Origin of the sequence: Caproicibacterium sp. XB2 (assembly GCF_044880635.1) — a bacterium.
In the GTDB taxonomy this organism is placed as follows: Bacteria; Bacillota; Clostridia; order Oscillospirales; family Acutalibacteraceae; genus Caproicibacterium; species Caproicibacterium lactatifermentans.
Genome location: NZ_CP173227.1, coordinates 1,434,585 through 1,461,200 on the forward strand (window position 1 = coordinate 1,434,585; position 26,616 = coordinate 1,461,200).

The following is a 26,616-nucleotide window of genomic DNA, read 5'->3' on the forward strand; positions in this document are numbered from 1 at the left end:
ACCACAATATTGCTAATTTTCGGCCAGTGTTCCGTACCGGCCGAGGAAACTGCGGGTACGCTCGTTGTTGGAAGAAAAAACTTCATCGGGTGTGCCCTGTTCCACAATCACGCCGCCCGCCATAAAGAGAATGCGGTCACTAATATCTTTTGCAAAAGACATTTCATGGGTCACAATCACCATGGCAATATGCAGGTCCGCCAAAGATTTGATAACCTTCAGGACTTCTGCTGTCAGCTCCGGGTCCAAGGCCGAGGTGGGTTCGTCAAAGAAAAGAATACTGGGATGCAGTGCCAGCGCGCGCGCAATCGCGACCCGCTGCTGCTGCCCGCCAGACAACTGACAGGGATAAGCACCTGCCTTGTCCTCCATACCTACCTTCCGCAGCAGTTCCATTGCCGTTGCTTTGGCTTCCTCTTTTTCCCGTTTTTGTACACGCACCGGTGCATCTGTAATATTTTTAAGGACTGTCATATGCGGAAAAAGATTGTAGTTCTGAAATACGAGCCCAAACATGGAGGAAATCTGTTTTCGTTCGTTTTTCGGCGCATAAACGACTTTCCCGTTTTCGGTCCATGTCGCCCGCTGTCCATGATAGAGAATCTCACCGCCGTCAATGGTTTCCAGCATGGTGGCACACCGCAGAAGCGTTGTTTTACCGGAACCGGATGGCCCGATAATCGAAAAGACCTCGCCTTTGTCGACCGAAAGAGAGATATCCTTCAGGACACTCAGCCCCTCAAAGGATTTTTGTATATGGTTCATTTCGAGCAGTGCCATAGCCCATTTTTCCTCCCTTACTTGTAATAAGCCAGTTTCTTTTCGATAATGTCCATAACCCACGCAACCAGGAAATTAAAGATGTAGTAGAACAGGCCTGCCGCCGCAAACGGCATCATGCTGGCTGTTGCACTGGCAAGTGCTTTCGCGGTCGTAAACATCTCAACCACACTGATGGTAAAGGCAAGGGACGTATCCTTTACCAGGGTAATCACTTCATTGCTAAGCGCGGGAATAATGCACTTAAAGACCTGCGGCAGGATAATTATGGAAAATGTCTGCTGTCTGGAGTAGCCAAGGAGTTTTGCCGCCTCATACTGGCCCTGTGACATGGATTGAATGCCTGAACGGTAAATTTCCGCAAAATAAGCCGCATAGTTGATGATAAATGCAATCAGTGCCGCCGACATTCGGTACGAACCGGAAATATGTATGCCAAACAGATAATACGGCCCGAAATAAACGACCATCATCTGCAGCATCAGCGGTGTACCGCGCATAATGGAAATATAAACGCTCATAATTGCAGAAACAATTTTATTTTTGCTCATTCTTCCAAGGGCGATAAGAAGACCAAGCGGCAGGGAAAACACCAACGTAATGAAAAAGATCTCTACGCTGACACCCATACCTTGGGCAAGCTGCAATACAATAGAACTGAACGACATAACATTCTCTCCTTAACCGATAATGGGCCGTCCGTTTCAGGCCTTGCCCCATGTGGTAACGTCCTTGCCAAACCACTTTTTAGAAATTTTTGTGAGGGTTCCGTCCTTCTTCATTTCATCCATTGCCTTGGAAACCTTTGCGCAAAGTGCCGTATTGCCTTTTTTAAATCCAATGCCATACTGTTCTTTCTGAATGGATTCGCCGAGAATTTTCAGTTTCAGTTTACCGGATGTAATCTTATAGTCGGCAACGGTACTGTCCATGGCAACGGCATCAACGGCACCCATGTCCAAATCCATCAGCGCCGTATTGTAGTCTGCGGTGGTCTGCACATTGGCAAACGCGGAGCTGATATTTGTCTTTTCTTTCAAAGCCGCCTGTGCCGCGGAGTCCGTCTGCACTTCCACTGTTTTTCCTTTGAGGTCAGCAAGGGACTTCACCGCGGAATCGGCCTTTACAACAAAGACCTGGTCGTTTTCCATATAAGGTTTGGACCATGTATAATTGTTTTCACGTCCGCTGATGGTAAAGCCGTTCCAAATACAGTCAATCGTTCCACTGGTCAGCTCCGCGTCCTTCGCGTCCCACGAAATTGGCTGGTACTTTATGGCCATTCCCATGCGCTTGGCGGCCTCCGCCGCAAGATCCAGGTCAAATCCTGTAAACTTACCGTCACTGCCCTTAAACCCCATGGGCGGAAAGTTCTGGTCAAATCCAACCGTAAAGGTATTGTCAGCTGCCGAAGCCGTACTGTCCGCCGCCGAGGCACTTGCCGCACTGGCAGCGGAAGAGGAACCTGTCCCACCGCACGCCGCAAAGGAAACCGCCATAATTCCCGCCAGGAACAGTGATGCCAGCTTTCTGAACGTTTTCATAAAATATCCTCCAAATTCAAAGTGCTTTCTCCGTCAGTTTCATCGTATCATCATATTATCATACTAAATTAAACCTGTAAAGGATTTCTTTTTCTTTTCTCCCCATAAATCGAATGGTAAAACAAAAAGTGCCCCGCAGTCTTTGAGTCAGACTGCAGAGCACTCCTCTTTTTGGAAACAAAAGATGCGGCTGATGGATGTAATAGAAGCATAACTATAAGAATACCGCACAAACTATCAATCGTGCCCCCATGTTTCGCGTTTGCACACTGGGAAGCACACGCCCCGGCGCTGCAGCCCGGGGCGTTTTTTATTCGGTCAGTTTCAGCTGTTCCCCCTGCATTTCCCGTGCATCGGGCAGTGCGCCGATTGCCGGCAGCTTCTTGCGGTATCGGGAGGGCCTCTGTACGTCGCCTTCTTCATAAACTTTAACGGATTTTAGCAGCGCGTGCTTTCGCAGTGTCATAACCTGCACGCCCTGTGTGGAACGCGTTGCCTTTGCCGGAATTTCACCGGTGTTCACCAGCAGTTTACGCTCCTGTGTAGAAGTGAACAGCACATCGGTATCTTCCGGCAGAATCAGAAGTGCTGCCAGCGGAGACTTGTCGCTGTAAGCATTCACCAGCTTCCGGCGTTTCGTTTTGGTTTGATAGGCTGAAAGGTCTACCTTGGCAACTTTGCCGTTTTCAAAGCAGAAAAGCAGGAAACCGCTGTAATCCTTGGTAACCGCCATGAAAAGCACATTCTCTCCCTCGTCCATTTGCAGCTGAGCCGGAATATACTCTCCCAGCACGCTTGCTTTGGTGTCCCCAAAGTCGCTGGCAGTTGCTTTATATACCTGACATTTATCCGTAAAGAAGAGCAGCTCACTCCGGTTTGTCGCCTCAATATGGCAGGTAACACTGTCCCCCTCCTTCACCTTTTGCTCGCCGCTCATTCGCAGTGACTGCGGTGTGATTTTTTTGAAATATCCATCTTTGGTAAAGAAAAGGTGCACCGGATAATCCGGAATTTCGTCGAGTTCTTCTTCCTTCTCTGCAAGGTCGTCATGGTACAGGAGGATACTGTGCCGCGGCTGTCCATAGGTTTTTGTGACGGTTTTCAGCTCGTTTACAATAATCTGCTTAATCTTTTTTGGGTCGTCCAGCACTGCATTGAGTTCTGCAATCTCCCCCTGCAGCTTAGAGGTTTCCTGTGTGCGGTTTAGAATGTACTCTCGGTTCAGGTGACGCAGCTTAATTTCCGCTACATATTCCGCCTGTATTTCATCAATGCCAAAACCTTTCATCAGGTTCGGCACGACTTCACTTTCTTCATCTGTTTTGCGGATAATTGCCACAGCTTTGTCAATATCCAGCAAAATGGCTTCCAAGCCTTTCAGCAAATGCAGCTTGTCCATTTTTTTCTGCAGGTCAAATTCCGTACGGCGGCGCACACAATCGATACGGAACTTTGTCCACTCATCCAAAATCTCGCCGACACCCATCAGGCGCGGCACACCGTTCACCAAAATGTTAAAGTTGCAGGAAAAGCTGTCCTCTAGCGGAGTCAGCCGGAACAGCTTCGCCATCAGCTTGTGCGGGTCCGCCCCGCGCTTTAGGTCAATGGTAATTTTAAGGCCGGCAAGTCCGGTTTCGTCGCGGATATCCGCCACTTCTTTGGCCCGGCCCTGCTTGACCAGTTCAATTACTTTCTCTACAATGGCCTCTACGGTCGTGGTCGGCGGAATTTGGGTAATATCAATGCAGTTCTCTGCGGCATCATACGCATAACGGCTGCGCACACGAATGCTTCCGCGGCCGGTGCGGTAAATTTTCCGCATCTGCTCTTCATCGTACAAAATCTGTCCGCCGCCGGGGAAATCCGGCGCCTGCAGTGTTTTCAGCAGGTCATGCTTCGGGTGCATGATACGCGCCGCGGCCGTTTCACAAACTTCCCGCAGGTTAAAGGAACACACACTGCTGGCCATGCCGACCGCAATGCCGGTATTGGCATTGACCAAAACGCTGGGAAAAGTGGCGGGCAGCAGTGTTGGCTCCTGCATGGTGCCGTCGTAGTTGTCGACAAAATCGACCGTATTTTTATCAATGTCCCGAAAAAGTTCGCTGCAGATGGGGTCCAGCTTCGCTTCTGTATAACGGGAGGCGGCATATGCCATATCCCGGCTGTAGGCTTTACCGAAGTTGCCCTTGCTGTCCACATAAGGGTGCAGCAGCGATTCATTGCCGCGGGACAGCCGCACCAAGGTATCATAAATAGCCGCGTCACCGTGCGGGTTGAGCCGCATTGTCTGGCCGACAATATTGGCGCTTTTGGTACGGGCACCAGTCAGCAGTCCCATTTTATACATGGTATACAGCAGCTTGCGGTGACTCGGTTTAAAGCCATCTATCTGCGGAATGGCGCGGCTGATGATAACACTGACTGCATAGGGCATATAGTTTTTCTGCAGGGTGGAGACAATGGGCTGTTCCACAACACTGCCCGCACCGATAATTACGCCGTGTGCTTTTGGCACCGGCGCCCGGCGTTTTTCATTCTTTTTTCTTGGCATAAACTTCCCTGTCTTTCACGATATGGTCTTTCTCAGCTGACGTCCAGTTCCTCTACATATTCGCGGCCATGTTCTGAAATATACTGCTTGCGTCCGGACAGGTTGTCCCCCAGCAGCAGGTCAAACGTCTTGCCTGTCGCGGTGGCATCTGACGGCATCACTTTAATCAGCCGGCGTGTCACGGGGTTCATGGTTGTCAGGTTCATCATGTCCGGTTCGTTTTCGCCCAATCCTTTGCTGCGCTGAATGGTCAGCTTCTGGCCTTTCAGCTGCTTTAAAAAGCGCTCTTTTTCTACTTCATCATAGGCAAAGTAAGTTTCATTTTTACAGTGAATCTCATACAGCGGCGACTCAGCAATGAACACCTTTCCCTGCCGAATCAGCTCCGGCGTCAGGCGGTACAGCATGGTCAGCAGCAGGGTGCGTATCTGAAAGCCGTCCACATCGGCATCAGTACAGAGGATAATTTTATTCCAGCGCAGGTTGTCCATATCAAAAGAGCTAAGATCCTTATTGGCCTTGCTTTTGACCTGCACCCCGCAGCCCAGCACCTTGACAAGGTCCGTGATGATGTCGCTTTTAAAAATACGGTTGTAGTCTGCTTTCAGGCAGTTTAGAATCTTGCCGCGAATCGGCATAATCGCCTGGAAGTCAGGGTCACGTGCCTGTTTGCATGCGCCCAAAGCGGAATCGCCTTCCACGATAAAGATTTCCCGGCGGGAAACGTCCTTGCTGCGGCAGTCCACAAACTTTGCAACACGGCTGGTAATATCCATGTTGCTGGTCAGCTTTTTCTTTAGGTTCAGGCGTGTTTTTTCGGCATCCTCTCGGCTGCGCTTATTTATCAGCACCTGTGCGGCAATCTTATCGGCGTCCAGCGGATTTTCAATAAAATAAACTTCCAGCTGATGACGAAGCATTTCCGTCATCGCTTCCTGTATGCCCTTATTGGTAATGGCTTTTTTGGTCTGGTTTTCATAGGAAGTGCGGTTACTGAAAGAGGAGATAACCAGAATCAGGCAGTCCTCCACATCCGCATAGGTAATTTTGCTCTCGTTCTTATTGTATTTATTATTTTGCTTTAAATAGGAATCAATCTGGTACACAAAGGCGTTGCGGGCAGCCTTATCCGGCGCACCGCCATGTTCCAGCCAGCTGGAGTTATGGTAATACTCCGTTAGATGCGTTTTGTTGGAAAAAGCCAGTGCCACGTTGACTTTAACATGATATTCCGGCTTATCGGCACGGTCACGGACGGTTCGCTCCGCCTGCCATGACTGCACACTGGTCAGCGCATCATCGCCGGCCATTTCTTTCACATGGTCAGCGATACCATTTTCATACAGAAACTCCTGTGTGTCAAACTTTTTCCCATTTTGGTTTTTCAGGACGAATTTCAGGCCATTGTTGACAATTGCCTGCCGGCGCAGGGTATCCTCGTAGTATTCCACCGGAATACGAATATCGGTAAAAACCTGCAGGTCCGGTTTCCAATGGATTTTCGTACCGCTGGGCGCAGTGCTGGGCTCTTTTTTCAGGCCGCCGACATTTTCACCGTGCTGAAAGTGCAGAGTGTATTTGGTTTCGCCGGTGTGTATTTCCACGTCCATGTACTCGGCGGCATACTGCGTTGCACACAAACCAAGGCCGTTTAGTCCCAGGCTGTACTCATAGCTGGCATCTTCACCATTGTGGTATTTGCCGCCGGCGTACATTTCGCAGAAAACCAATTCCCAGTTGTAGCGTTTTTCCCGCGGATTGTAGTCCACCGGGCAGCCGCGGCCATGGTCCTCCACCTGTACGGACCAGTCACTGTAGCGTGTCACTGTAATTTCATGGCCATAGCCTTCGCGCGCTTCGTCAATGGAGTTTGACAAAATTTCAAAGACGGAGTGTTCGCACCCCTCTATTCCGTCCGAACCAAAGATAACGGCTGGACGCAGGCGCACCCGGTCGGCGCCTTTCAGCATGGAGATGCTTTCGTTTCCATAGCTTTGATTTTTTTTTGGCATTCAATTCTCTCCTGTAAAAACTGTTTATAACAAAGAAAACCGTGAAAACAAGAATCAGGGGAATGACTGCACCCCCCTGATTTTGCTGACTTGTTCAGTTTTGCCGCATTTCAGTTCTGCGGCAGCGGCTGCGGGCGGCTGCCGGGCAGTTCGTTGCCCTCGCCATCGATTTTCCCTTCCATCAGCAGACGGAAGTGTTTGCCGTCCATCTTTTCGTGCAGGAACAAGTACCGCGCCACTTCATGCAGCTGGTTCATATGCTCCCGCAAAATAGATTCGGTGCGGTCATAAGCCGTCGTCATAATATTCTTAATTTCTTTATCAATCGCCGCGGCTGTCTGTTCAGAATAGTCGCGGATGTGTCCCATATCACGGCCAAGGAACGGTTCACTGTCATCACGGCCATAGGTAATGGGGCCCAAAACAGCAGACATTCCGTACTTTGTGACCATAGACCGGGCAACTTTCGTTGCACGTTCAATATCATTGCTGGCGCCGGTCGAGATATCCCCCATTGTCAGGGACTCTGCCACACGGCCGCCCATCATAACGACCAAATCCTCTTCCATCTCTTTTTTGGAGCGGTAGGAACGATCCTCGGTCGGTACCTGCATGGTAAAACCGCCCGCCATGCCGCGCGGAATGATGCTGATTTGATGCACCGGGTCCTGTGTGGGGCAGTAATAGGTAACAACCGCATGGCCGCCTTCGTGGTAGGCCGTCAGTGTCTTTTCACGGTCACTCATCACATGGCTCTTCTTTTCGGTGCCCACGACCACTTTAATGGTCGCCTCTTCTATCTCCTGCATGGTAATTGCCTTCAGGTTTCTGCGGGCCGCCAACAAAGCGGCCTCGTTCAGCAGGTTTTCCAAGTCAGCACCGGTAAAACCAGCGGTGGAACCTGCAATCACTTTCAGGTCCACGTCCGGTGAAAGGGGCTTTCCGCGCGCGTGTACGTGCAGGATGTCCTCTCTGCCCTTAATATCCGGATAACCAACCATAATCTGCCGGTCAAAACGGCCGGGACGCATCAAAGCCGGGTCCAGAATATCCGGACGATTGGTGGCAGCAATCATAATGACGCCCTCATTGGCACCGAAACCGTCCATTTCCACCAGCAGCTGGTTCAGTGTCTGTTCCCGTTCATCGTGTCCGCCGCCCAATCCGGCGCCGCGCTGACGGCCTACTGCATCAATTTCATCAATAAAGACAATGCAGGGGCTGTTTTTCTTTGCCTGGTCGAACAGGTCACGCACACGGGAAGCGCCCACACCGACAAACATTTCCACAAAGTCGGAACCGGAAATAGAGAAGAACGGCACGCCGGCTTCACCGGCTACAGCGCGTGCCAGCAGTGTTTTACCGGTACCGGGAGGGCCCACCAGCAGCACGCCTTTGGGAATACGCGCGCCGAGGGCATTGTACTTCTGTGGATTCTTTAGGAACTCCACAATTTCCTGCAGCTCTGCCTTTTCCTCATCTGCGCCGGCCACATCGGCAAAGGTGGTCTTGCGCTTTTCATCTTCCAGCTTTTTTACTTTGGCCTTGCCAAAGTTCATCTGTTTTCCAGCATCGCCCAAACCGGTGTTGACCTTGCGCATCATCAGGTAGGTAAACAGCAACATAATGGCAACGGCTATAGCAAACGGCAGGAAAGAAAGCAGCCAGTTGTTTTCTTTGGGACGCTGCAGCTTTTGGACCATGCGGGCAGTCGGGTGCTTTTTGTTGTACTGCTCCACATATGGGTCCAAACGCTCCTGCATATACTGGGAATCCGGCGCCATAAAGGAAACTGGACTGTCCGTGCCATTCACTTTAATGCTCATTTCTCCGGTACCGAAGTCCAGTGAATACTCCGTTACTTTTTGGTCTGCAAAAAATCCTATAACATCGGAAAACGTGTAAGTTTTAGGCGGCGTTTCCATACCGCCGAACAGCGCTGCCAAGAGGATAAGCAGCATCACCGGTATGGCAATAACCAGTATCAGGTTGCGCAGCGATTTCTTGTTTTCCAACCCTGCATTCCTCCTTATCCGCCGTATACTTCCGGTTTCAGGACCCCTACAAAGGGAAGATTGCGGTATTTCTGTGCGTAATCAAGGCCATAACCAACAATGAACGCATCCGGTACCTCTGCACCCACATAGTCTGCCTTCACCGGCACCGTACGGCGTTCCGGTTTGTCAAATAGGGTACACAGGCGGATGCTGTTGGGGTTACGAGCCTGCATCATGTGCAGTATGTAGTTCAGCGTAACGCCGCTGTCAAGGATATCCTCCACGACCAGCAGGTCATACCCTTCCAGGTTGATGTCAAGGTCCTTGGTAATCTTGACAATACCGGAAGTTTTGGTGCCGTTGCCATAGCTGGAAACGGACATGAAGTCCACTTCACAGGGAATTTTAATGGCACGCATCAGGTCCGCCATAAAGACAACGGAACCTTTCAGGACGCTGGCCAACAGCAGCTTTTTGCCTTGGTAGTCCTCGCTGATTTGCTCGCCCACGCGTTCCACAATATCGGCAAGCTGTTTTTCACTAAACAATACTTCCTGAATATCACCGAGCATCTGATTTTCCATTTCCTATGCACTCCTTTATTGTAACAACCGCTGCACACCGGGTGCGGGGAGTCACCTTTGCCTGTTCACTGGGGCCACAGCCCTCTATCCAAAGAATATTCTGACCATTCGACAGAATAACAAGTCCCTGCCGCAGCGAAGGCGGAATCTTTTTTTCATTCAGCAGTTTTTTCAGGGACTTGGTCACACCCCGCCCTGCCGGTGAAAAGGAATCGCCCGCACGGCGGGACCGAACCATGGTATCAGAAGTTATTGTATCATAATCAAGACAATTAGAAAAGACACATTTGCGTATTTCTTTCGGAATTTTCTCTTTTGGAATGGTCTGTATACACAAAATCCGCCCATTCGGCAAGGATGTCTGCGGCATCTGCAGCGGCACCGCATAGCCCTCCGCCGGCTCCGGAAACAGCAAAATTCCCCGTTCCACCCGCGCAGAACAGCCGCCGGGCAGGGTACAGCCGCCGCCCTTGGCCAGCAGATGGTCCAGCATTTGCAGATGCTGACGGGAAAGCCTGCCGGTTCCGGCACTACGGGCCGCCGAATACAGTGCCCGCATCCGTACAGCTGCCGGCTGCTGCGCCAGCACGCCAGCACGCCAACCGCCCAGACATTCCGCCGTCCGCAGTGCCTGTTGTGCCAGTTCGCGCAGGCATTCGTCATCTTCCCGCAGGGCACAGGCCGCTCGGCCGGCAGCTTCCTCAAAGTTGGGGTCAATGCGGTGAAACTGCGGTACAATCTTCAGCCGTACCCAGTTGCGCATATATCGTACGTCCGCATTGGTGCGGTCCGTATGATACAGCAAGCCATGTTCCCGACAGTACTGTTCGGTTTCCGCACGCGTAACGGAAATCAGCGGACGCACTACATTTTCACGTACCGGCGGAATACCCGCCAGCCCCTTTGCACCGGCACCGCGTGCCAGATTCAACAGCATGGTTTCCGCATTGTCCGAAAGTGTGTGAGCGGTGGCGATGCGCGAGCCTGCATATTGTCTGCAGATTTTATAAAAAAATGCGTACCGCAGGCGACGGCCGCATTCTTCGAGTCCTTCTCCTGTTTTTTGCGCTTCTCCCCGTACATCTGCGTGCAGTATATGCAGTGGAATGCCAAGCTTGGCACAAAGGTCACGCACGAACGCCTCGTCGCTGTCAGCTTCCGCCCCGCGCAGCTCGTGGTTCACATGGGCTGCCGCAACTGAAATATCCAGCTGCTGTGCATGGAGGGCCAGCCAATGCAGCAGCGCCGTAGAATCCGCGCCGCCGGAAACCCCCACCAACACCGCCGTTTTCGGGGGAAGCATTTGGTACTGCCGCAGCGTACGCATTACCTTTGCGGTCATTGTTTCTTTGGCTGCCATACAGCTCTCTCCTTTCGGTCCGTGTTAAGGTTCCTGCCGAACCAGTTCCTGTGAAGTAAAGCGCATAAACTCACCCTGCCAGTGCAGCGGCACACTGCGTGTTTCGCCGTGGCGGTTTTTAGCCACAATACACTCACCGCTGTTTTGGTCTTCGTCAGGTGTAGGTGCCGGTGTATCGCCGCTGTTGGCGTAGTACCCTTCCCGATACAGGAACAGGACAATATCAGCATCCTGTTCAATAGAGCCGGAATCACGCAGATCACTTAGCATGGGCTTATGCGTTGTGCGTTTCTCGCTTTCACGGGACAGCTGGGACAGGCACAGGACCGGTACATTCAGCTCCTTGGCCATAATTTTCAGGTTTCGTGTGATAGCGGAAATTTCCTGTACACGATTGTCAATACGACCGCCGGAAGACATCAGCTGCAGGTAGTCAATAACGACTAAATCCACATCTTTCAGTCGGCGCAGCTTTGCCTTCATTTCGGGTACAGTGATGGCGGAATTGTCGTCAAAGTAAATCTCCGTATGGCTTAAAACATCGCCCGCTTCAATCAGCCGCGGCCATTCGTCATCGTCCAGCTTGCCGCTGCGCAGCTTGACACCGCTGACCTGTGCCTCGGTGGAAAGCATACGGGAGGCCAGCTGTTCCCGTGTCATTTCCAGTGAGAAAAAGGCAACCCGTTTGTGGCAGGTAACCGCGGCGTGCCGGGTAATATTCAGCGCAAAACTGGTTTTGCCCATGCCGGGGCGGGCGGCCAACAGAATAAGGTCCGTGCGGTTCAGTCCGGTAATGGTATCGTCCAACGCCCTAATGCCGGTGGGAATGCCCCGATACTGCTCGCCTTCCGGTGAAGTAATGAGGTCTAAACGGTCAAATGTTTCAATCAGTGTTTGATTGATGCGCTGCAGGCCCTGCATATTTTGGCCGCGGCGGATATCATAAATTTTCTGCTCGGCAGAGTCCAGCAGGACAGAAGAGTCCTCTGTTCCGGCGGCGGCCTCCTCCAGGATAGAACGCGCGGTCTGAATCAGTATGCGAAGTTCATACTTATCTCGTACAATATGCGCGTATGTTTCCACATTGGAGATAGAAGGAACAATCTGTGCCAGTTCCAGCAGATAGCCTTTGCCGTCATTCTCCTCAAAACCGGGTTCCCGGCGCAGATAATCCAGCAGCGTGACATAGTCCACCGGCCGGCCCTCGTTGGAAAGTGACAGCATGGCATCGTAAATGTCAGCATTGCTGCTCTGCGAGAAATAGTCCGGACTGGGCAGAATCTCCATCACAGTATCCAAACAGGAGGAATCCAGCAAAACAGCGCCCAGCACAGCCTGTTCGGCTTCCCGGTCAAACGGCTGTGTGCTGCCGGTATAAGATGCGGTTGTATTATTTGCCATAATCCGCTTTCCCCCTTCCTGTTTTTTATCTGCCTTTTTCCACTGTACAGAAAAGCAACCCTGCAGCGTACTGTTCTGCGCCGGCGGGGGTTGCCTATATTCTATCGTTTATTGGAAGCATTCGTTCTGCAATGGCCTGTCAGGCTTCCGTTACCACAATGGATACTTTAGCGGAGATGCCATTGTACAGTTTTACATCACAATGGAACGTACCGAATGCTTTGATTTCCATATCCAGCGTGATTTTGCGTTTGTCGACCTGTACGCCGAACTGCTGCCGAATGGCCGCAGCAATTTCCCGCGGTGTAACAGAACCGAACAGTTTGCCGCCCTTGCCGGCCTTTGCTGTCATATTGACGCTTTTGCCCTCCAGTTTGGCTGCAGCTGCCTTTGCGGCGGCTATCTCCATCTTTGTTTTATAGGCGCGGGAGGCTTCCGCATTTTTCAGCTCATTCATTGCCTGTGCGTTTGCCTCTTTTGCAAGGCTGCGCGGCAGAAGGTAGTTGCGTGCATAGCCGTCGCTTGCATTGACAAGCTCTCCCTTTTTCCCCAATGACCTTACGTCCTGCAATAATACGACTTTCATCGAATATCCCCCTTCTAATTAGCTGTTCCGGCGCTGTCCTTTATCTGCGGCTGTCCTATGCCGGTTGCCAGCTCCTCCAGCAGTTTTTCACATACCTGCTGTACAGTCATGCCGGTAACCTGTGCACCCGCCATCGACAGGTGGCCGCCGCCGCCCATCTGCTCCATAATCAGCTGTACGTTCACATCCCCCAAGCTGCGTGCAGAAACATTCACAGTGCCGCCGGACGGAAAAATAACAAAGGAAGCCTTTACGCCCTGAATCGACAATAGTTCATCGGCAGCCTGCGCACAGCTTAGGCGAATGTCCGGAAACTCTTTTTCTACATAAGCAATGGCACAGCCGTTATGAATCTGCGCACTGGAAACAATCCTGTATTTTGCTTTATATACTTCAATATTATCGGCAAAAAGGCTCTTCACCACCACGGTATCCGCACCGCGGCGCCGTAAATAAGCGGCCGCCTCAAAGGTACGCACGCCGGTTTTCATGACGAAGTTTTTGGTATCCAGCATAATGCCCGCCAACAGGGCCTCGGCATCTGTGCGGGACAAAGCGGTATCCCCTATGTACTGCACCAGTTCCGCTACCAGCTCCGACGCCGAACTTGCGTACGGCTCATGATAGAAGACCAGCGCATTTTCAATATGCTTTACCATCATGCGGTGGTGGTCAATTACCACCACGCGCTGTGCTTTTTCCAGCAGTTCCGGACTTTCCACTACATCCGGATTATGGGTGTCCACCACCACCAGCAGTGAGTGAGAAGTCAGCATGGGTAGTGCCTCTTCCGGTGAAACAAAGATATTCGTCTCGCCCGCCTGCTCAATATGGTCCACCAAAGATCGTGCCATGCACTGACTGCGGTCCAATACAACCCTTGCCTGACGGTGCAGGGCATTGGTTGCGGCACTCCACATGCCGACCGCGGCACCCACACAGTCCAAATCGCCGAACTTGTGCCCCATAATCAGGACACAGTCGCTTTGACGGATATGGTCAGACAGCGTCGCCGCGATGACACGCGTCCGCACCTTATCGTGCTTTTCCACGCCTTTGGACAGACCGCCGAAAAATTCATAGGACTCATCTTTCTGCTTCAGGGCTACCTGGTCACCGCCGCGTCCCAGTGCCATATCCAGTGCCTTGCGGGACCACTCCTCCGCTTCCTGCAGGGAGGCAGCCCCCCGCGCAACACCCATGGAAATGGTGGCACTGCGGTTGTCGCTGGTCTTAATCTCGCGCACCTTATCCAGTATCGCAAAGCGGTGGTCCAGCGCCTCCCGCACATGGCGCTCATCTGTCATAATCAGGTAGCGCCCACCGGACAAGCGCTTGGAAAAGCCGCCCATGGACTGTGCCCAGCGGAACAGCACATCTTCCACATCCGCGGCAATGCGGCTGTCCTCGCTGCTGGCAGAGTCACGCGCCAGCTCTTCCCGGTTGTCAAACAAAGCCAGACAAACGACCGGGCGGCTTTCCGTATATTCACGGTTTACTTCTTTGTAGTACGTATCGTCTACAAAATAAAGGATACTTTCATTTTTAACCTGCGTGCCAAAGACCGAATACTGGCGGCTGTCCACCGTGACATTTGTGCCGGAAGCCGCGGTGATCTGGCTCAGCGCATTCGGATAGATGATGCGGTCGATATTCTCGCCGCGCACCTCATGCTGGGAAGAAACCTTTTTTAAAAATGCCTGATTTACCCAGATGATATCCCCGGCCTGCCCCACCAGGACAACCGGCATGGTAAACGTCTCCATTGCCTGTTCGTCCTCGGCCGTCAGCACCTGTTTGGCCGCAGCAATAGACACCGCAACATAATTTTTAAATTTCAGCACTGACAAAGCCGTCACTGCAACGGACACTCCGGAAATGCACAGTTCTATAACAAAGACAGTATGGCTATACCGCAGAGAAAGGAAAGCCATCACCAGCATAGCGCCGGACAAGACAAAAAAGACCGGTGAGGCAGCCCAGATTTTCTTTTTCACAGCTGATCTCCCTCTTCTGGCAGGCAGAGGAACGCCCGCCCCATTTCTGCCGCAGGGCTGCGGCTGCAAGCATTATACACTTTTTTGCATGGGACTGCAAATTCTGCCCACCAGAACACGTTACACTTCCATAATAATTGGCAGAATCATGGGGCTGCGGCGTGTGCGGTCATACAGCAAGTGGGACAAGGAATCCTTGATATTAGTCTTCAGCGTACCCCAGTCATGAATACCGTTATCGGCACACTGCTCCAGCACAGTATAGACCAAATCTTTGGCGTCGTCCATCAGCCGTTCACTTTCCCGCACATACACAAAGCCCCGGGAAACAACGTCCGGCCCGGAAACGACATGGCCTGTTTCGGAAGCAATCGTGCACACCACAACAATCAGGCCGTCCTCCGCCAGATGTTTGCGGTCACGCAGAACAATGCTGCCGACATCGCCGACACCAAGACCATCCACCAGCACGTTGCCTGCTGGAACGGCCTTCGGCAGATGCCGCATATGGTCCTCTGACAGCTCAATGACGTCACCGATATCTGCAATGCAGACATTCTGGCGGTTCATGCCCATGGAATAGGCCAGCGCCGCGTGCTGGTGCAGCATTTTCTGCTCACCGTGCACTGGAATAAAGTACTTCGGCTTGACAATGCCCTGCATCAGTTTCAGCTCTTCCTGACAGGCGTGTCCGGAAACGTGTACTTCGTACATGGAGCCATACTCTACTTCACAGCCGCGTTTCATCAGCTCATCAATGACATTGCCGACGCTCTTTTCGTTGCCGGGAATCGGCCGTGCGGAAATGATGATGAAGTCGTCCGGACCGACCTCCACCTTGCGGTGGTCAGCGTAGGCCATGCGGGACAGGGCACTCATTGGCTCACCCTGGCTGCCTGTTGTAATAAGGACGATTTTATCCTTCGGGTATTTTTTAATCAGGTCAATATCAATCATGACACCGTCCGGCACATGCAGATAGCCCATTTCCACACCGATGGACATCACGTTCACCATGCTGCGCCCGGAAAGCGCGACCTTGCGGTCATACTTGACCGCACAGTCTATAATCTGCTGCACACGGCTGACATTGCTGGCAAAAGTCGCAATGATAATACGTTTATGCTCCGCACGCTGGAACATGGCCTCAAAGGAATTGGCAATCATCTGTTCCGTTTTGGTAAAGCCGGGGCGTTCCGCGTTGGTTGAGTCGGACAGCAGTGCCAGCACGCCCTCTTTGCCCAACTGTGCAAAACGGCCCAGGTCAATCATTTCACCCCACTCTGGCGTACAGTCAATCTTAAAGTCACCGGTATGCACAACGGTGCCTGCCGGGGAATGAATGGCAAGACCCACGGCGTCCGGAATGGAGTGGTTGACATGGATAAGTTCCACTGCCATGCAGCCAAAGCGGATAGTATCGCCGGGGTGCACAACGTTCATTTTTACTTTATTCAGCAAACCGTGTTCCTTGAGTTTTCCCTTGACAAGGCCCAGCGTCAGCGGCGTGCCGTACAGCGGCAGATTCACTTTTTTCAGCAGATACGGCAACCCGCCGATGTGGTCCTCATGACCATGCGTCAGCACAATGCCCTGAATACGGTCCGCATATTTTTCGACCAGCGTAAAGTCCGGCAGGACCAAATCCACACCCAGCATATCGTCATCCGGAAAAGCCATGCCGCAGTCCAGCAGGAACATATCGCCTTGGCACTCAACCAGCGTGATATTCTTGCCGACTTCGTTTAGACCGCCCAAAAAGGCCATACGAATGACCGGCTTACTGGAAGCACCGCTTTTTCCGCGCGGACGGCGCGGACGGCGGCGTGGCTCATGCTCCGCCTGCGGTGCCGCAGCGGAAGCCACCGGCTGTTTTGGCTGCGGCGGACGGTGCGGGCGGCGCGGACGGCGGCGCGGCTCATTCTCCGCTTTCGGTGCCGGCTGTTTCTGTTCCGGCTGCGGTGCCGGTTCTGGCAGCAGTACACTTTCGCCGCCAATCACCTGATCGGCTGGTTTCCTGCGCGGCTGTTCCTCCTGAAAAGCAGTTTCCGCCTGTGCCGTATCCGGTATCAAATTCTTTTCTTTTTTTTCGTCTGACACAAAAAAACCTCCATTTTCCCGGGAAAAAGGCTGCCCGCTTTGGCATTCCGACAGACCTTGTCCCTTCGCATATTCTTTGAAATTTTTCGTATTCCGTTTCCGTACAATGGTACAAAATATATATTAAAAGTATAATAAAATATAAAATATAAAAAATCCCGATTTTTATCCCACAGGCACAGCATTGTCCTGTTCCTGCAGAAAAACAAAAGAGCCGCCGTTCAGCAGACAGAATACGGCCCCCTGATAAAAAGATACTGGTCCAAAATCCATACAAATATACCTATACCGAAAAACCGTACACAAAACAAAACCGGTCCTCCGGCTGCAAAAACAGCAAAGCTGCCGCACGGGCCTTTCCGCTGGGCCCCCGCATTTTTCATTTTAAAAAGGCCGTACATCTGGCAGCTGGACGCACCGGCAAAAGCCGGTTTGAAGGAAAAATCCTTTCCGTTCCGAACACAGCGCCCGTTGCTCCGCGAAAAAACGACCTGCCGTTCCGTACCGGATACACCGGCCGCAGAACCACTCCGCTCAAAAACATATATGCAGCTCTGCTTTGGCTTCTCAAAGTCAGCCACTCCCAAAGGCCAGAGCAGATATGCATATACAACTTCATTTTATTTTAGCTTGATTTTCATACCCTGTCAAGAGCGGAAACGCTTTCGCTTCTTCTGGAAACATCCGTGCCGCTGTGGTATACTAAAAATGTTTTCCAAAAGCTGATAGGATATGCCAACAAAAAAGGAGCCGCCAAAGTGCAAATGAAACATTTGGATATTTTTACGGACGGCGCGTGTTCCGGCAACCCCGGTCCTGGTGGGTGGGGTGCCGTGCTGCGCTATAAAGCTGCCGAAAAGGAACTGTGCGGCGGTGAAACGGAAACGACCAACAACCGCATGGAACTGACCGCCGTCATTAAGGCTCTCGCCTGCCTGAAGGAGCCCTGCGAAGTGACGCTGACCACAGACAGCCGCTATGTATGTGACGCGGTCAGCAAAGGCTGGCTGCGTTCGTGGCAGCGCCGCGGCTGGAAAAAAGCGGACGGCAAACCTGCCCTCAACCGCGACCTATGGCAGCAGCTGCTGCCGCAGCTGGAACGCCACAAAGTTACATTCGTCTGGGTGAAAGGCCACGCCGGCCACCCGGAAAATGAGCGCTGCGACAGGCTTGCTGTTTCGCAGTGGATGCAGATTAAGAATGGATGAAAAATCATGCAGAAAATCATTTATGCAGATAACGCGGCTACTACGCCGCTTTCACAAAAAGCACTAACAGCCATGATGCCGTATCTGACGGAGTTCTACGGCAACCCCTCTGCCCTGTACAGTCTTGGGCGCCGTGCCCGCAAAGCCGTGGAGCAGGCACGGGACAGCATTGCCGCCTGCTTGGGTGCCACACCGGAGGAAATTTATTTTACCGCCTGCGGTACGGAAAGTGATAACTGGGCGCTGCGCGGCATGGCCGCTGAACAGGCTAAATCCGGCCGCCGCCACATCATTACCTCTGTATTTGAGCACCATGCTGTCCTGCATACCTGTCAGGCGCTGGAACAAAAAGGCTTCTCCGTCACCTACCTGCCGGTAACAAAGGACGGCTATGTTCGTCCGGAAGACCTGCAGGCTGCCCTAACGCCTAAAACTGCGCTGGTCAGCATCATGTACGCCAACAATGAACTTGGCACCGTTCAGCCGGTGCGTCAGCTGGCCGATATCTGCCGCACCGCCGATGTGCCATTCCATACGGACGCTGTACAGGCTGCGGGACATTTGCCTATCAATGTACATCTGAACAATATTGACCTGCTCTCCCTTTCCGCCCACAAGTTCGGCGGGCCAAAGGGCTGCGGCGTGCTGTACATCCGCCGCGGGCTGCATCCGGCCAATCTTCTGTGCGGCGGCGCACAGGAACAGGGACGGCGCGGCGGAACCGAGAATACGGCTGGCATTGTCGGCACAGCCGCCGCTTTGCGGGAACGCACCGCTGCATTGGAGCAGGACACGAAACGCGTTTCCACCCTGCGTGACCGGCTGGAGCGGGGCCTGCTGGCCGCTGTGCCCGGCTGTTTTCGGAATGGCGGCAGTCACCGTCTGCCGGGCCACCTGAACCTGTGTTTTCCGGGAACGGACGGCGAGGCACTCCTTTTGCTGCTGGACCAGCAGGGCATTTGTGCTTCCGCCGGTTCCGCCTGTGCGGCTGGCAGTATCGAGCCCAGCCATGTACTGCAGGCAATCGGTCTGGACCGCCAAGCTGCGCGTAGTTCTCTTCGCTTCTCCTTGGGGGTGCAGAACACAGAAGAGGACGTTGACCAGTTACTGAAGGCGGTTCCTGATGCTGTCAAGCGCCTGCACAGTTTTTAAATAAGAACATACAGAAAAAGCAGCCCCTGCCGGCACAAACCTGCTGTCGGCAAAAGGCTGCTTTTTATTGTCTATTGTTTAGTAAATGACAACGGTTGTACCAAACGGCACATACATATATATCCACCTTGCATTTTCCAGCTGCAAGCGTATACAGCCGTGGGACAGTGCCTGCCCAAGGCGGCCGTCCACCACTTGGCTGGGAGAAGCGGTCTGCGCATACAAAACAGAGTGGAACATATAGCCACCGTAAATCTGTGTATAGTAGAAGCAGCGCACAGAACCGGAATCAAAGTAGTAGCCGCGGGACTGTATGTGGAAGACACCGTGAATCGTTGGTGTTGCCGAAGCGCCGGTTGTACAGGCCCAGTAATGCAGCTGGCTCCAGTTTCCGCTCTGTCCCGTATAAACACCTACCCGGTGTGTGGAGGTGTTGACAAGGAACAGATATTTTGTGGAACTGCTGTACTGCTGTGCACGCTGCCGCATCTGACTTTCATCTGTATTGACAACACTGACACTGACCGATGTTCTGGCGGCACTGCCTATGTAAGCAGAAATGGAAGCGGAACCGGTCCCCCGCGAAGTTACTCTGCACTGATAGCCCTGCTGTAAAGCATTCCACCCCAAATTCTGCACAACGGCTACATAATTGTTGGAACTAGAAAACTGCGGCGCCAAATTATGCGAGGTATGGAACAAGAATGTGTAGCTTTGCCCCAATCCATAAAACGTATGTCCCGAAGCATTTGCTGTTATGGTCAGTCGCTCGTCCGAAACCTTCACCGGAAGCACCTTTTCGCTGCTGCCGGCACGCACATGGATTTTTGTTTCCCCGCTCCGCTGGGCTACCAGTTGAATCAGCCAGCGGCCGTTCCCGTCACTTTTCAGCTGTTGAGAAACAACAGATAAATCTTCGGATGAAACGATTGCTGGTGTGTTGTCGGCTACAGTCGCCAGCACTGTATACCGCTGGCCCGGATAATAGAATGTATAAGAGCTGGTATCTATAGAAAGATTAACCGGCCGAAAGTCATTGGTAATGGTTGTTACTGCCTTGGCCCTCCCCGCCGTGATGGTAATGTCGGCGGTTCCCTCTTTTTCGCCTGCCTGTAGCTTACACAGCAGGAATCCCTGATGGCTGGGGTTAGGAACCGTGAAGACCACTTTGACAACATCGGGGTCAGAGGAAACAATCTGCGGCTGTTCGCCTGTAGAAGTGGACAGCCCCATGTGGTAGGTTTGCCCCGGCGTATGGAATGTATAGGCAAGAGTGTCGCGGCCAATGGTCGTCACAAACCGCACCGCAATCTTTTTTTCTGAGCTGCCTGCCCGAACAGTGACCTCTGCGTCGCCCTCGCCTACCGCCGTCAGCTTGCACAGATACCCTTTTGCTCCGGCATTCCACACCGGAGCCGCAGCTGTCACAACGCTTGTGTCACTGCTGACCACAATGGGTTTCACTGCCGGAGAAGTGCGAATCAATACGGTATATTGTTGGCCCGCTGTATGGAACGTATACGAAGAAGTATCTGTCCACAGTTGCACAGGCGGCATTTTCACTTCCGTTTCCATTACCTTCTGTGTATGGCCTGCCTGTACTTGAATTTGCGCATTTCCCGTGTTCACGGCAGTCAGCTTGCACAGATACCCTTTTGCTCCGGCATTCCACACCGGAGCCGCAGCTGTCACAACGCTTGTGTCACTGCTGACCACAATGGGTTTCACTGCCGGAGAAGTGCGAATCAATACGGTATATTGTTGGCCCGCTGTATGGAACGTATACGAAGAAGTATCTGTCCACAGCTGCACAGGCGGCATTTTCACTTCCGTTTCCATTACCTTCTGTGTATGGCCTGCCTGTACTTGAATTTGCGCATTTCCCGTGTTCACGGCAGTCAGCTTGCACAGATACCCTTTTGCTCCGGCATTCCACACCGGGGCCGCGGCTGTCACAACGCTTGTGTCACTGCTGACCACAATGGGTTTCGTTGCCGGAGAAGTGCGAATCAATACAGTATACTGTTGACCCGCTGTATGGAACGTATAGGAAGAAGTATCTGTCCACAGCTGCACAGGCGGTATTTTCACTTCCGTTTCTATTACCTTCTGCGTATGGCCTGCCTGTACCTGAATTTGCGCATTTCCCTCACCCACAGCGGTCAGCGTACACAGATAGCCCTGTACCTTTGCGTTCCATGTGGGATTGCTGACTGTTACCGCAGAAGGATTGCTGCTGACAACCGCCGGCCATCTATCCGGTTTTGTACGAATCAGCACGGTATAGCGTTTTCCCAGTTCCGTAAAGGTGTACGGTTCGACTGTGTCCAAAGTAACCTGTACATCGCTGGCTGTATCCGCTGTTTGTGAATCCTGCGTGTCCTGTGAGGAGGAATTTGGCTGACTGCTGTCCATGCTGTTTTCCTGCTTTGCCTGTGTCTGTCCCTGCAAAGCAGGCTGCACGGCAGAACTGCTGGCTGACGACTGTGGTGTTAGGGAGCCGCCGTCCTCGGCTGCCGCCGGCATGATGGTAAGGACAGCGGCTGCCGCAAAAGCGACCGCTGCTGTCAACAGGGTTGTAACCTGTTTCCTTCGTTTGGATTTCATGTCTCTTCTCTCCTTTCTGCTCTGCCGACAGCTGAGCAGTCGCAGGGACTGCCGGCCGTGTGCTGACCGAGCGGGTTCTCCGCCTGTCTTTTTGCAAAGAACCTTCTTCTGTACCGGAAAGTACTCGCTTGCAGGAAAGCACCGCCGCCGTTATAATAAAAAGAAAAAAGGAGACGAAAACAATCATGCGGTATGCACTACGGGTGACCGGTCTGGTACAGGGTGTTGGCTTTCGTTATACGGTCTGCCAATCCGCCGAAAAGCTCAGACTGACCGGGTGGATAAAAAATGAATGGGACACCAGTGTCTCTATAGAGGCACAAGGCAGTCCCCGTGCCCTGAAAGACTTCCTGCAGGAAGTGCAAAGCGGGAACCGCTGGGCCGAAGTAGAACACATCAAATGTCGAAAGCTGCCGGACTGTCCCGGAGAAACCACATTTCGCATTAAGGATTGAGGGACGTTTCCGTTTTCTCCTCCCCTGCTGTATCCTGCGTATCCTGTTCCTGCAATAGGTCCAAAAATTGAGCGGGGCTCATATCTGAGGAACGGATATAGGCATAAATGCGCTGCATGGCTTCTTCATCCCGTTCCTTTTCCAGCTGTCGGCGCTGACTGCGTAGCTGTGAAACTGTTTCCTTGCACTGGGCAATGCGCCTGTCAATGTCCTGGATTCGTTCTTCATAGGTCATATTTTCCTCTTTTTTTCTGCGTGGCATAAAGTAAGGCCGCCTTTCTTTTGTTTTGCCTGTTGGGGATATAAAAGAATACCAGTTTTTTTCTGAAAACTCTGTCAAAAGAAAGGAATAGGCACATTTTTTCGGTTCCTGTGCCGGGAACCGTATTTTTTTGCTGTCCGGCGGGAACATTGTCTGTAGAAAACAGCATTTCAAAATTTAATACCAGAAAGGAGCGACCGTCATGCTGGGTTTGCTGTGCAGTGTACTGGCTGGCGCCGCCATGAGTGTTCAAGGTGTACTAAACACACGGCTGGGGGAACACATTGGCCTATACGAGGCCAATCTGCTGGTGCAGGGCATTGCGTTCGCCTTTTCCCTGCTGGCTGTGCTGTTACTTGGAAAAGGAAACTTCTCTGCCTTGGCACACACCAGCCGTCTGTATTTGCTGGGCGGCGTATTGGGCATGGTGATTACCATTACCGTCATGCTCGCTATGAAAGGATTGGGTGCAACCGTTGCTGTGTGCATCATTCTCATTGCACAGCTGACGGCCGCGGCACTTATTGACGCGATGGGGTGGTTCGGCACTACCCGCATACCGTTCGGCTGGCAGAAATATGCTGGCACTGCACTGATGATTGGCGGTGTCCTGCTTTTTAAGTACAAAGGATGACTATGGTCCGACTGCCAAAAATTTGTCTAAAAGCGTATATCCTTGTTCCTTTATACAGAAATTTTTATAAAAAATGGCAGATACACTTTGTAATTTGATTATACCGGCTTTATTTGTCATTTGTCAATAAACGGATTTGTAACTATTTCCTTTTTTAATGAGAACCGCCTTCTCCACACTTTTCAGCTTTCTTTTTTCGATTTTTTTTGCTACAATAGTTACAATAGTATTGTAAAGGGAAAGTTGCAAGAAAGCGAAAGGCTGTGCAAATACAGGGCGGGAGGGCTGCTGGTATGACAATTTATCTGGTTCGTCATGGTGAAACGAACTGGAACCGCCAGCGGCGGGTTCAAGGACGGGAAAATATTCACCTGAATGCTTCCGGAAAAAGGCAGGCTGAGCTGTGCGGCAGAGCGCTTGTCCCGCTCGGAATTGACTGCATTCTGTCCAGCCCGCTGCAGCGTGCCAAAAAGACCGCTGAACTCATCGCCGCCGCTGTACACGTTTATCCAGTGCGGCTGGACCGCCGCCTGATTGAGCGTGACTTCGGCCCGCTGTCCGGCATGACACCAGTGGAGCGGCGGAAAATGTACCTTTCCGGCGCTTCTATTCCGCTGGAAAGCCGGGATAATCTGATTGACCGTATGCTTGCTGTACTGGCGGATTACAGCGGCCGCACTTTTCAAAACGTTGTTATGGTATCGCATGGTGCCGCCATCAACGCACTGCTGTATGTGCTTTCCGGCGGCAGTGCCGGCACCGGAAAAACCGTACTGAAAAACGGTGGCATCAGCCGTATCGACTGTACCAACGGAAAAATGCAGATTTGCTACTGCAACCGGTCCCCGGATGAAGTGGCACTGCCTCTCCCCGTACCTTTGGCATATCCCGCCTATACATATTAAAAGGAATATCTGCTGTCAGCTGGAAAAAAGCGGCTGGTTTCTCACAAACAAAAACAGAAGAAATAGAAAAGGCCCCTGCCGCAGGATTTTGTCCTACGGCAGGGGCCGCTTTTATTTGCGCAAAGAATGGGTACGCAATTATATATGCCAGATTTCGTCCGCGTACTGACGAATGGTGCGGTCGCTGGTAAAGGGTCCTGCCGCCGCAATATTCAGCAGGCACTTTTTCGCAAAGGCTTGCCGGTCAGCATAGTCATGGTTTGCCTGCAGACGGGCATCACAGTAAGGCAGGAAGTCCAGCAACAGGTAATAATTGTCCGGTTTGTGCCAGCTGGCGCCTTTCAGCAGAGAATCATATAGTTCCGCAAACCAGCCGGAACCGCCGTCCGTAAGTGTGCCGTCAATCAGGGTATCCACCACACGGCGGATGCGCGGTTTTTTCTCATACAGTTTAACGGGGTCATATGTATCCTTTATTTTGTCCAGGTCCTCTACCCGTGCACCGAAAATATAGTTGTTCTCTTCTCCGGCATTCTGCACAATTTCAATATTGGCGCCGTCGTAAGTACCCAATGTAACTGCGCCGTTCATCATGAACTTCATGTTACTGGTGCCGGAAGCCTCTGTTCCGGCTGTGGAAATCTGTTCACTGATATCCGCGGCGGGAATGAGCTTTTCCGCATAGGAAACATTGTAGTTGCTGGCGAAGATTACCTGCATTCTGCGGTTGACCGCATTGTCATAGTTCACAAGATTAGCTACTTCATTGATAAACTTGATAATGCCTTTGGCGCGGTAATAGCCGGGGGCTGCCTTGGCACCAAAAATAAAGGTCGTTGGATGGAAACCCTGAATGCGGCCGTCCTTAATGCCAAAATACATATCCAAAATGGAAAAAGCATTAAGCAGCTGCCGTTTATATTCGTGCAGACGCTTTACCTGAATATCAAAAATGTTGCTTGTGTTGAGGCCAAAGCGGTCTTTGCGGTACATATAATCCGCCAGCTGATTTTTCTTTTCCTGCTTGATTTCCAGGAAACGCTGCCGGGAAGATTGGTCCTCGGCATAGGGCTTCAGCCGGGACATCTGTGAAAAATCAGTTACCCAGCCGCTACCGATACGTTCGGTAATAAAGTCCGCCAGCTCCCGGTTGCACAGAGCAAGCCAGCGGCGCTGTGTAACGCCGTTTGTCTTGTTGTTAAAGCGTTCCGGATACAGCGCATACCACTCCGGCAGAGCACTGTGCTTAATGATTTCCGTATGAATCTTGGCAACACCGTTCGTGGAATGGGTAGAATAGATGGCCATGCGGGCCATATGAATCATGCCGTCCTGAATGATGTTGTATTTTCCGGTTTCCGTGATGTTCTTTTTGACCAGTTCATTGGAAAGGCGGTTCTGAATCATCACAACGTAGGGATAAACTTCCGGCAAAACGGACTGGAACAGACTGAGGTTCCATTTTTCCAGTGCCTCGGCCATGATGGTATGATTCGTGTACGCAAATGTCTTTTGTACCACCTGGAATGCCGGCTCAAACCCCATATGTCCCTGTGTCATCAGCAAACGCAGGAGTTCCGGAATCGAAACGGTCGGGTGCGTATCGTTCAGCTGAATGGCATACTGTTCCGCAAATTTGCTGTAGTCTGTCCCGCACTTAGCGGTATAGTCCGCAAAAATGCTCTGCAGAGAGGCACTGGAGAAAAAGTATTGCTGTTTTAAACGCAGACGTTTGCCCGCGTCCGTGTCATCATTGGGGTACAGAACCGCGGAAATCGCTTCAGCATCATTTTTCTGCTGAACGGCTTCCTGATATTTTTGGTCATTGAACAAACGGAAATTGAAAGGCTGAATTGCTTCTGCCTGCCACAGGCGCAGTGTATTCACTACTTTGCCGCCGTAGCCGATAATCGGCATATCATATGGCACAGCCCAAACGCTTTGGTCCCCAAAGTTCACACGAACCTTCTGGTCCTCACGGCGCACACTCCACGGGTCACCCCATGCCAGCCAGTCATCGGCATCCTCTTCCTGATAGCCGTAGGCAAAACGCTGTTTAAAGAGACCATACCGATAGCGAATGCCATACCCCATGAGCGGAATGCCCTGTGTGGCGGCGCTGTCCAAGAAGCAGGCGGCAAGTCTTCCCAAACCGCCATTGCCAAGCGCATCATCTTCCACATCTTCAAATACATTGGGGTTAATGCCGGCAGAGTTCAGCAGGTCTTCTGTTTCTTTCAGCAGTCCCAAGTTCATCAAGTTGCTGTGAATCAACCGTCCCAGTAAAAACTCCGCAGAAAGGTAACATGCTGTTTTGCCCTGCACCGGCTGCGCCCACGTGTCACGGCAGGTGTCCATAGCCGCCTGTGAGACCGCATTGTATAGCTGCTTGGTTGTGGCTGACTTCATGTCCGTATGATACATTTCCCGCAGTTTATGAACGATTGCCTCCTGAAATGGCTGCATTTCAATTCCTCC

General features: G+C 52.0%; 20 protein-coding genes. 5 read left to right on the forward strand and 15 right to left on the reverse strand.

The window, feature by feature from the left end:
• Positions 1-12: 12 nt before the first annotated feature.
• From ACIHKT_RS07245 to ACIHKT_RS07300, 12 genes are all read right to left on the reverse strand, one after another.
• Positions 13-780: an amino acid ABC transporter ATP-binding protein gene (locus ACIHKT_RS07245; RefSeq protein WP_086036269.1), complete on the reverse strand. Its 768-nt coding sequence runs from the start codon at positions 778-780 to the stop codon at positions 13-15.
• Between the two features lie 17 nt (positions 781-797).
• A complete protein-coding gene (locus ACIHKT_RS07250) occupies positions 798-1,448 on the reverse strand; it encodes an amino acid ABC transporter permease (protein WP_086036271.1) in 651 nt (216 codons plus the stop codon).
• Between the two features lie 36 nt (positions 1,449-1,484).
• Positions 1,485-2,324: an amino acid ABC transporter substrate-binding protein gene (locus ACIHKT_RS07255; RefSeq protein WP_174192872.1), complete on the reverse strand. Its 840-nt coding sequence runs from the start codon at positions 2,322-2,324 to the stop codon at positions 1,485-1,487.
• Between the two features lie 310 nt (positions 2,325-2,634).
• Entirely contained in the window at positions 2,635-4,878 is a 2,244-nt protein-coding gene (locus ACIHKT_RS07260) for a DNA topoisomerase (ATP-hydrolyzing) subunit A (RefSeq protein ID WP_086036273.1), read from the reverse strand.
• 32 nt (positions 4,879-4,910) lie between these two features.
• Positions 4,911-6,890 (reverse strand): type IIA DNA topoisomerase subunit B, encoded by a 1,980-nt coding sequence (locus tag ACIHKT_RS07265; protein ID WP_086036274.1) that lies wholly within the window; start codon positions 6,888-6,890, stop codon positions 4,911-4,913.
• A 110-nt stretch (positions 6,891-7,000) separates the two neighbouring features.
• A complete protein-coding gene (ftsH, locus tag ACIHKT_RS07270) occupies positions 7,001-8,905 on the reverse strand; it encodes an ATP-dependent zinc metalloprotease FtsH (RefSeq protein ID WP_086036275.1) in 1,905 nt (634 codons plus the stop codon).
• 14 nt (positions 8,906-8,919) lie between these two features.
• Positions 8,920-9,459, reverse strand: a complete 540-nt coding sequence (hpt, locus tag ACIHKT_RS07275; RefSeq protein WP_086036879.1) for a hypoxanthine phosphoribosyltransferase — start codon at positions 9,457-9,459, stop codon at positions 8,920-8,922.
• Positions 9,449-10,831 carry a tRNA lysidine(34) synthetase TilS gene (gene tilS, locus ACIHKT_RS07280; protein WP_086036277.1) on the reverse strand — a complete coding sequence of 461 codons (1,383 nt, stop codon included), beginning with the start codon at positions 10,829-10,831 and terminating at the stop codon, positions 9,449-9,451. Before tilS ends, hpt begins: the two co-directional genes overlap by 11 nt.
• A gap of 24 nt (positions 10,832-10,855) precedes the next feature.
• Entirely contained in the window at positions 10,856-12,232 is a 1,377-nt protein-coding gene (dnaB, locus tag ACIHKT_RS07285; RefSeq protein ID WP_086036279.1) for a replicative DNA helicase, read from the reverse strand.
• Positions 12,233-12,371: 139 nt separating this feature from the next.
• Positions 12,372-12,818 carry a 50S ribosomal protein L9 gene (rplI, locus tag ACIHKT_RS07290; RefSeq protein ID WP_086036280.1) on the reverse strand — a complete coding sequence of 149 codons (447 nt, stop codon included), beginning with the start codon at positions 12,816-12,818 and terminating at the stop codon, positions 12,372-12,374.
• Between the two features lie 14 nt (positions 12,819-12,832).
• Positions 12,833-14,815, reverse strand: coding sequence for a DHH family phosphoesterase (locus ACIHKT_RS07295; RefSeq protein ID WP_086036282.1), 1,983 nt, complete (start codon positions 14,813-14,815; stop codon positions 12,833-12,835).
• Positions 14,816-14,935: 120 nt separating this feature from the next.
• Positions 14,936-16,915 (reverse strand): ribonuclease J, encoded by a 1,980-nt coding sequence (locus ACIHKT_RS07300; protein WP_236849724.1) that lies wholly within the window; start codon positions 16,913-16,915, stop codon positions 14,936-14,938.
• 764 nt (positions 16,916-17,679) lie between these two features.
• Here ACIHKT_RS07300 and rnhA point away from each other — a divergent pair.
• Both rnhA and ACIHKT_RS07310 read left to right on the forward strand, forming a co-directional pair.
• On the forward strand, positions 17,680-18,123 hold the full coding sequence (gene rnhA, locus ACIHKT_RS07305) for a ribonuclease HI (RefSeq protein WP_086036881.1): 444 nt from the start codon (positions 17,680-17,682) through the stop codon (positions 18,121-18,123).
• A gap of 6 nt (positions 18,124-18,129) precedes the next feature.
• Positions 18,130-19,275, forward strand: coding sequence for a cysteine desulfurase family protein (locus tag ACIHKT_RS07310; protein WP_086036288.1), 1,146 nt, complete (start codon positions 18,130-18,132; stop codon positions 19,273-19,275).
• Between the two features lie 78 nt (positions 19,276-19,353).
• Here ACIHKT_RS07310 and ACIHKT_RS07315 read toward each other — a convergent pair whose 3' ends face one another.
• The gene (locus tag ACIHKT_RS07315; RefSeq protein WP_174403007.1) at positions 19,354-21,882 is read right to left on the reverse strand and encodes a L,D-transpeptidase; all 2,529 of its coding nucleotides are present in this window, start codon (positions 21,880-21,882) and stop codon (positions 19,354-19,356) included.
• Between the two features lie 185 nt (positions 21,883-22,067).
• Here ACIHKT_RS07315 and ACIHKT_RS07320 point away from each other — a divergent pair, with 185 nt between their 5' ends.
• Positions 22,068-22,337 (forward strand): acylphosphatase, encoded by a 270-nt coding sequence (locus ACIHKT_RS07320; protein ID WP_157658973.1) that lies wholly within the window; start codon positions 22,068-22,070, stop codon positions 22,335-22,337.
• Here the strand turns inward: ACIHKT_RS07320 and ACIHKT_RS07325 are convergent.
• Positions 22,327-22,599: a hypothetical protein gene (locus ACIHKT_RS07325; RefSeq protein ID WP_157658974.1), complete on the reverse strand. Its 273-nt coding sequence runs from the start codon at positions 22,597-22,599 to the stop codon at positions 22,327-22,329. The two genes, ACIHKT_RS07320 and ACIHKT_RS07325, sit on opposite strands and share 11 nt — an antisense overlap.
• A 202-nt stretch (positions 22,600-22,801) precedes the next feature.
• On the opposite strand from ACIHKT_RS07325, the gene ACIHKT_RS07330 reads away from it, so the two are divergent.
• Positions 22,802-23,233, forward strand: coding sequence for a DMT family transporter (locus ACIHKT_RS07330; RefSeq protein ID WP_086036293.1), 432 nt, complete (start codon positions 22,802-22,804; stop codon positions 23,231-23,233).
• 293 nt (positions 23,234-23,526) lie between these two features.
• Positions 23,527-24,138 carry a histidine phosphatase family protein gene (locus tag ACIHKT_RS07335; RefSeq protein ID WP_086036295.1) on the forward strand — a complete coding sequence of 204 codons (612 nt, stop codon included), beginning with the start codon at positions 23,527-23,529 and terminating at the stop codon, positions 24,136-24,138.
• A 138-nt stretch (positions 24,139-24,276) separates the two neighbouring features.
• Here ACIHKT_RS07335 and ACIHKT_RS07340 read toward each other — a convergent pair whose 3' ends face one another.
• Positions 24,277-26,604, reverse strand: a complete 2,328-nt coding sequence (locus tag ACIHKT_RS07340) for a glycogen/starch/alpha-glucan phosphorylase (RefSeq protein ID WP_404352228.1) — start codon at positions 26,602-26,604, stop codon at positions 24,277-24,279.
• Between the last annotated feature and the right edge of the window lie 12 nt (positions 26,605-26,616).

Bases quoted from the DNA above. Each gene is read 5' to 3' on its own strand.
- hpt (WP_086036879.1), bottom strand. From the start codon at position 9,459: ATGCTCGGTGATATTCAGGAAGTATTGTTTAGTGAAAAACAGCTTGCC.
- ACIHKT_RS07340 (WP_404352228.1), bottom strand. From the start codon at position 26,604: ATGCAGCCATTTCAGGAGGCAATCGTTCATAAACTGCGGGAAATGTAT.
- ACIHKT_RS07255 (WP_174192872.1), bottom strand. From the start codon at position 2,324: ATGAAAACGTTCAGAAAGCTGGCATCACTGTTCCTGGCGGGAATTATG.
- dnaB (WP_086036279.1), bottom strand. From the start codon at position 12,232: ATGGCAAATAATACAACCGCATCTTATACCGGCAGCACACAGCCGTTT.
- ACIHKT_RS07250 (WP_086036271.1), bottom strand. From the start codon at position 1,448: ATGTCGTTCAGTTCTATTGTATTGCAGCTTGCCCAAGGTATGGGTGTC.
- ACIHKT_RS07260 (WP_086036273.1), bottom strand. From the start codon at position 4,878: ATGCCAAGAAAAAAGAATGAAAAACGCCGGGCGCCGGTGCCAAAAGCA.
- rplI (WP_086036280.1), bottom strand. From the start codon at position 12,818: ATGAAAGTCGTATTATTGCAGGACGTAAGGTCATTGGGGAAAAAGGGA.
- tilS (WP_086036277.1), bottom strand. From the start codon at position 10,831: ATGGCAGCCAAAGAAACAATGACCGCAAAGGTAATGCGTACGCTGCGG.
- ACIHKT_RS07315 (WP_174403007.1), bottom strand. From the start codon at position 21,882: ATGAAATCCAAACGAAGGAAACAGGTTACAACCCTGTTGACAGCAGCG.
- ACIHKT_RS07265 (WP_086036274.1), bottom strand. From the start codon at position 6,890: ATGCCAAAAAAAAATCAAAGCTATGGAAACGAAAGCATCTCCATGCTG.
- ACIHKT_RS07330 (WP_086036293.1), top strand. From the start codon at position 22,802: ATGCTGGGTTTGCTGTGCAGTGTACTGGCTGGCGCCGCCATGAGTGTT.
- rnhA (WP_086036881.1), top strand. From the start codon at position 17,680: ATGAAACATTTGGATATTTTTACGGACGGCGCGTGTTCCGGCAACCCC.
- ACIHKT_RS07320 (WP_157658973.1), top strand. From the start codon at position 22,068: ATGCGGTATGCACTACGGGTGACCGGTCTGGTACAGGGTGTTGGCTTT.
- ACIHKT_RS07245 (WP_086036269.1), bottom strand. From the start codon at position 780: ATGGCACTGCTCGAAATGAACCATATACAAAAATCCTTTGAGGGGCTG.
- ACIHKT_RS07335 (WP_086036295.1), top strand. From the start codon at position 23,527: ATGACAATTTATCTGGTTCGTCATGGTGAAACGAACTGGAACCGCCAG.
- ACIHKT_RS07310 (WP_086036288.1), top strand. From the start codon at position 18,130: ATGCAGAAAATCATTTATGCAGATAACGCGGCTACTACGCCGCTTTCA.
- ACIHKT_RS07325 (WP_157658974.1), bottom strand. From the start codon at position 22,599: ATGCCACGCAGAAAAAAAGAGGAAAATATGACCTATGAAGAACGAATC.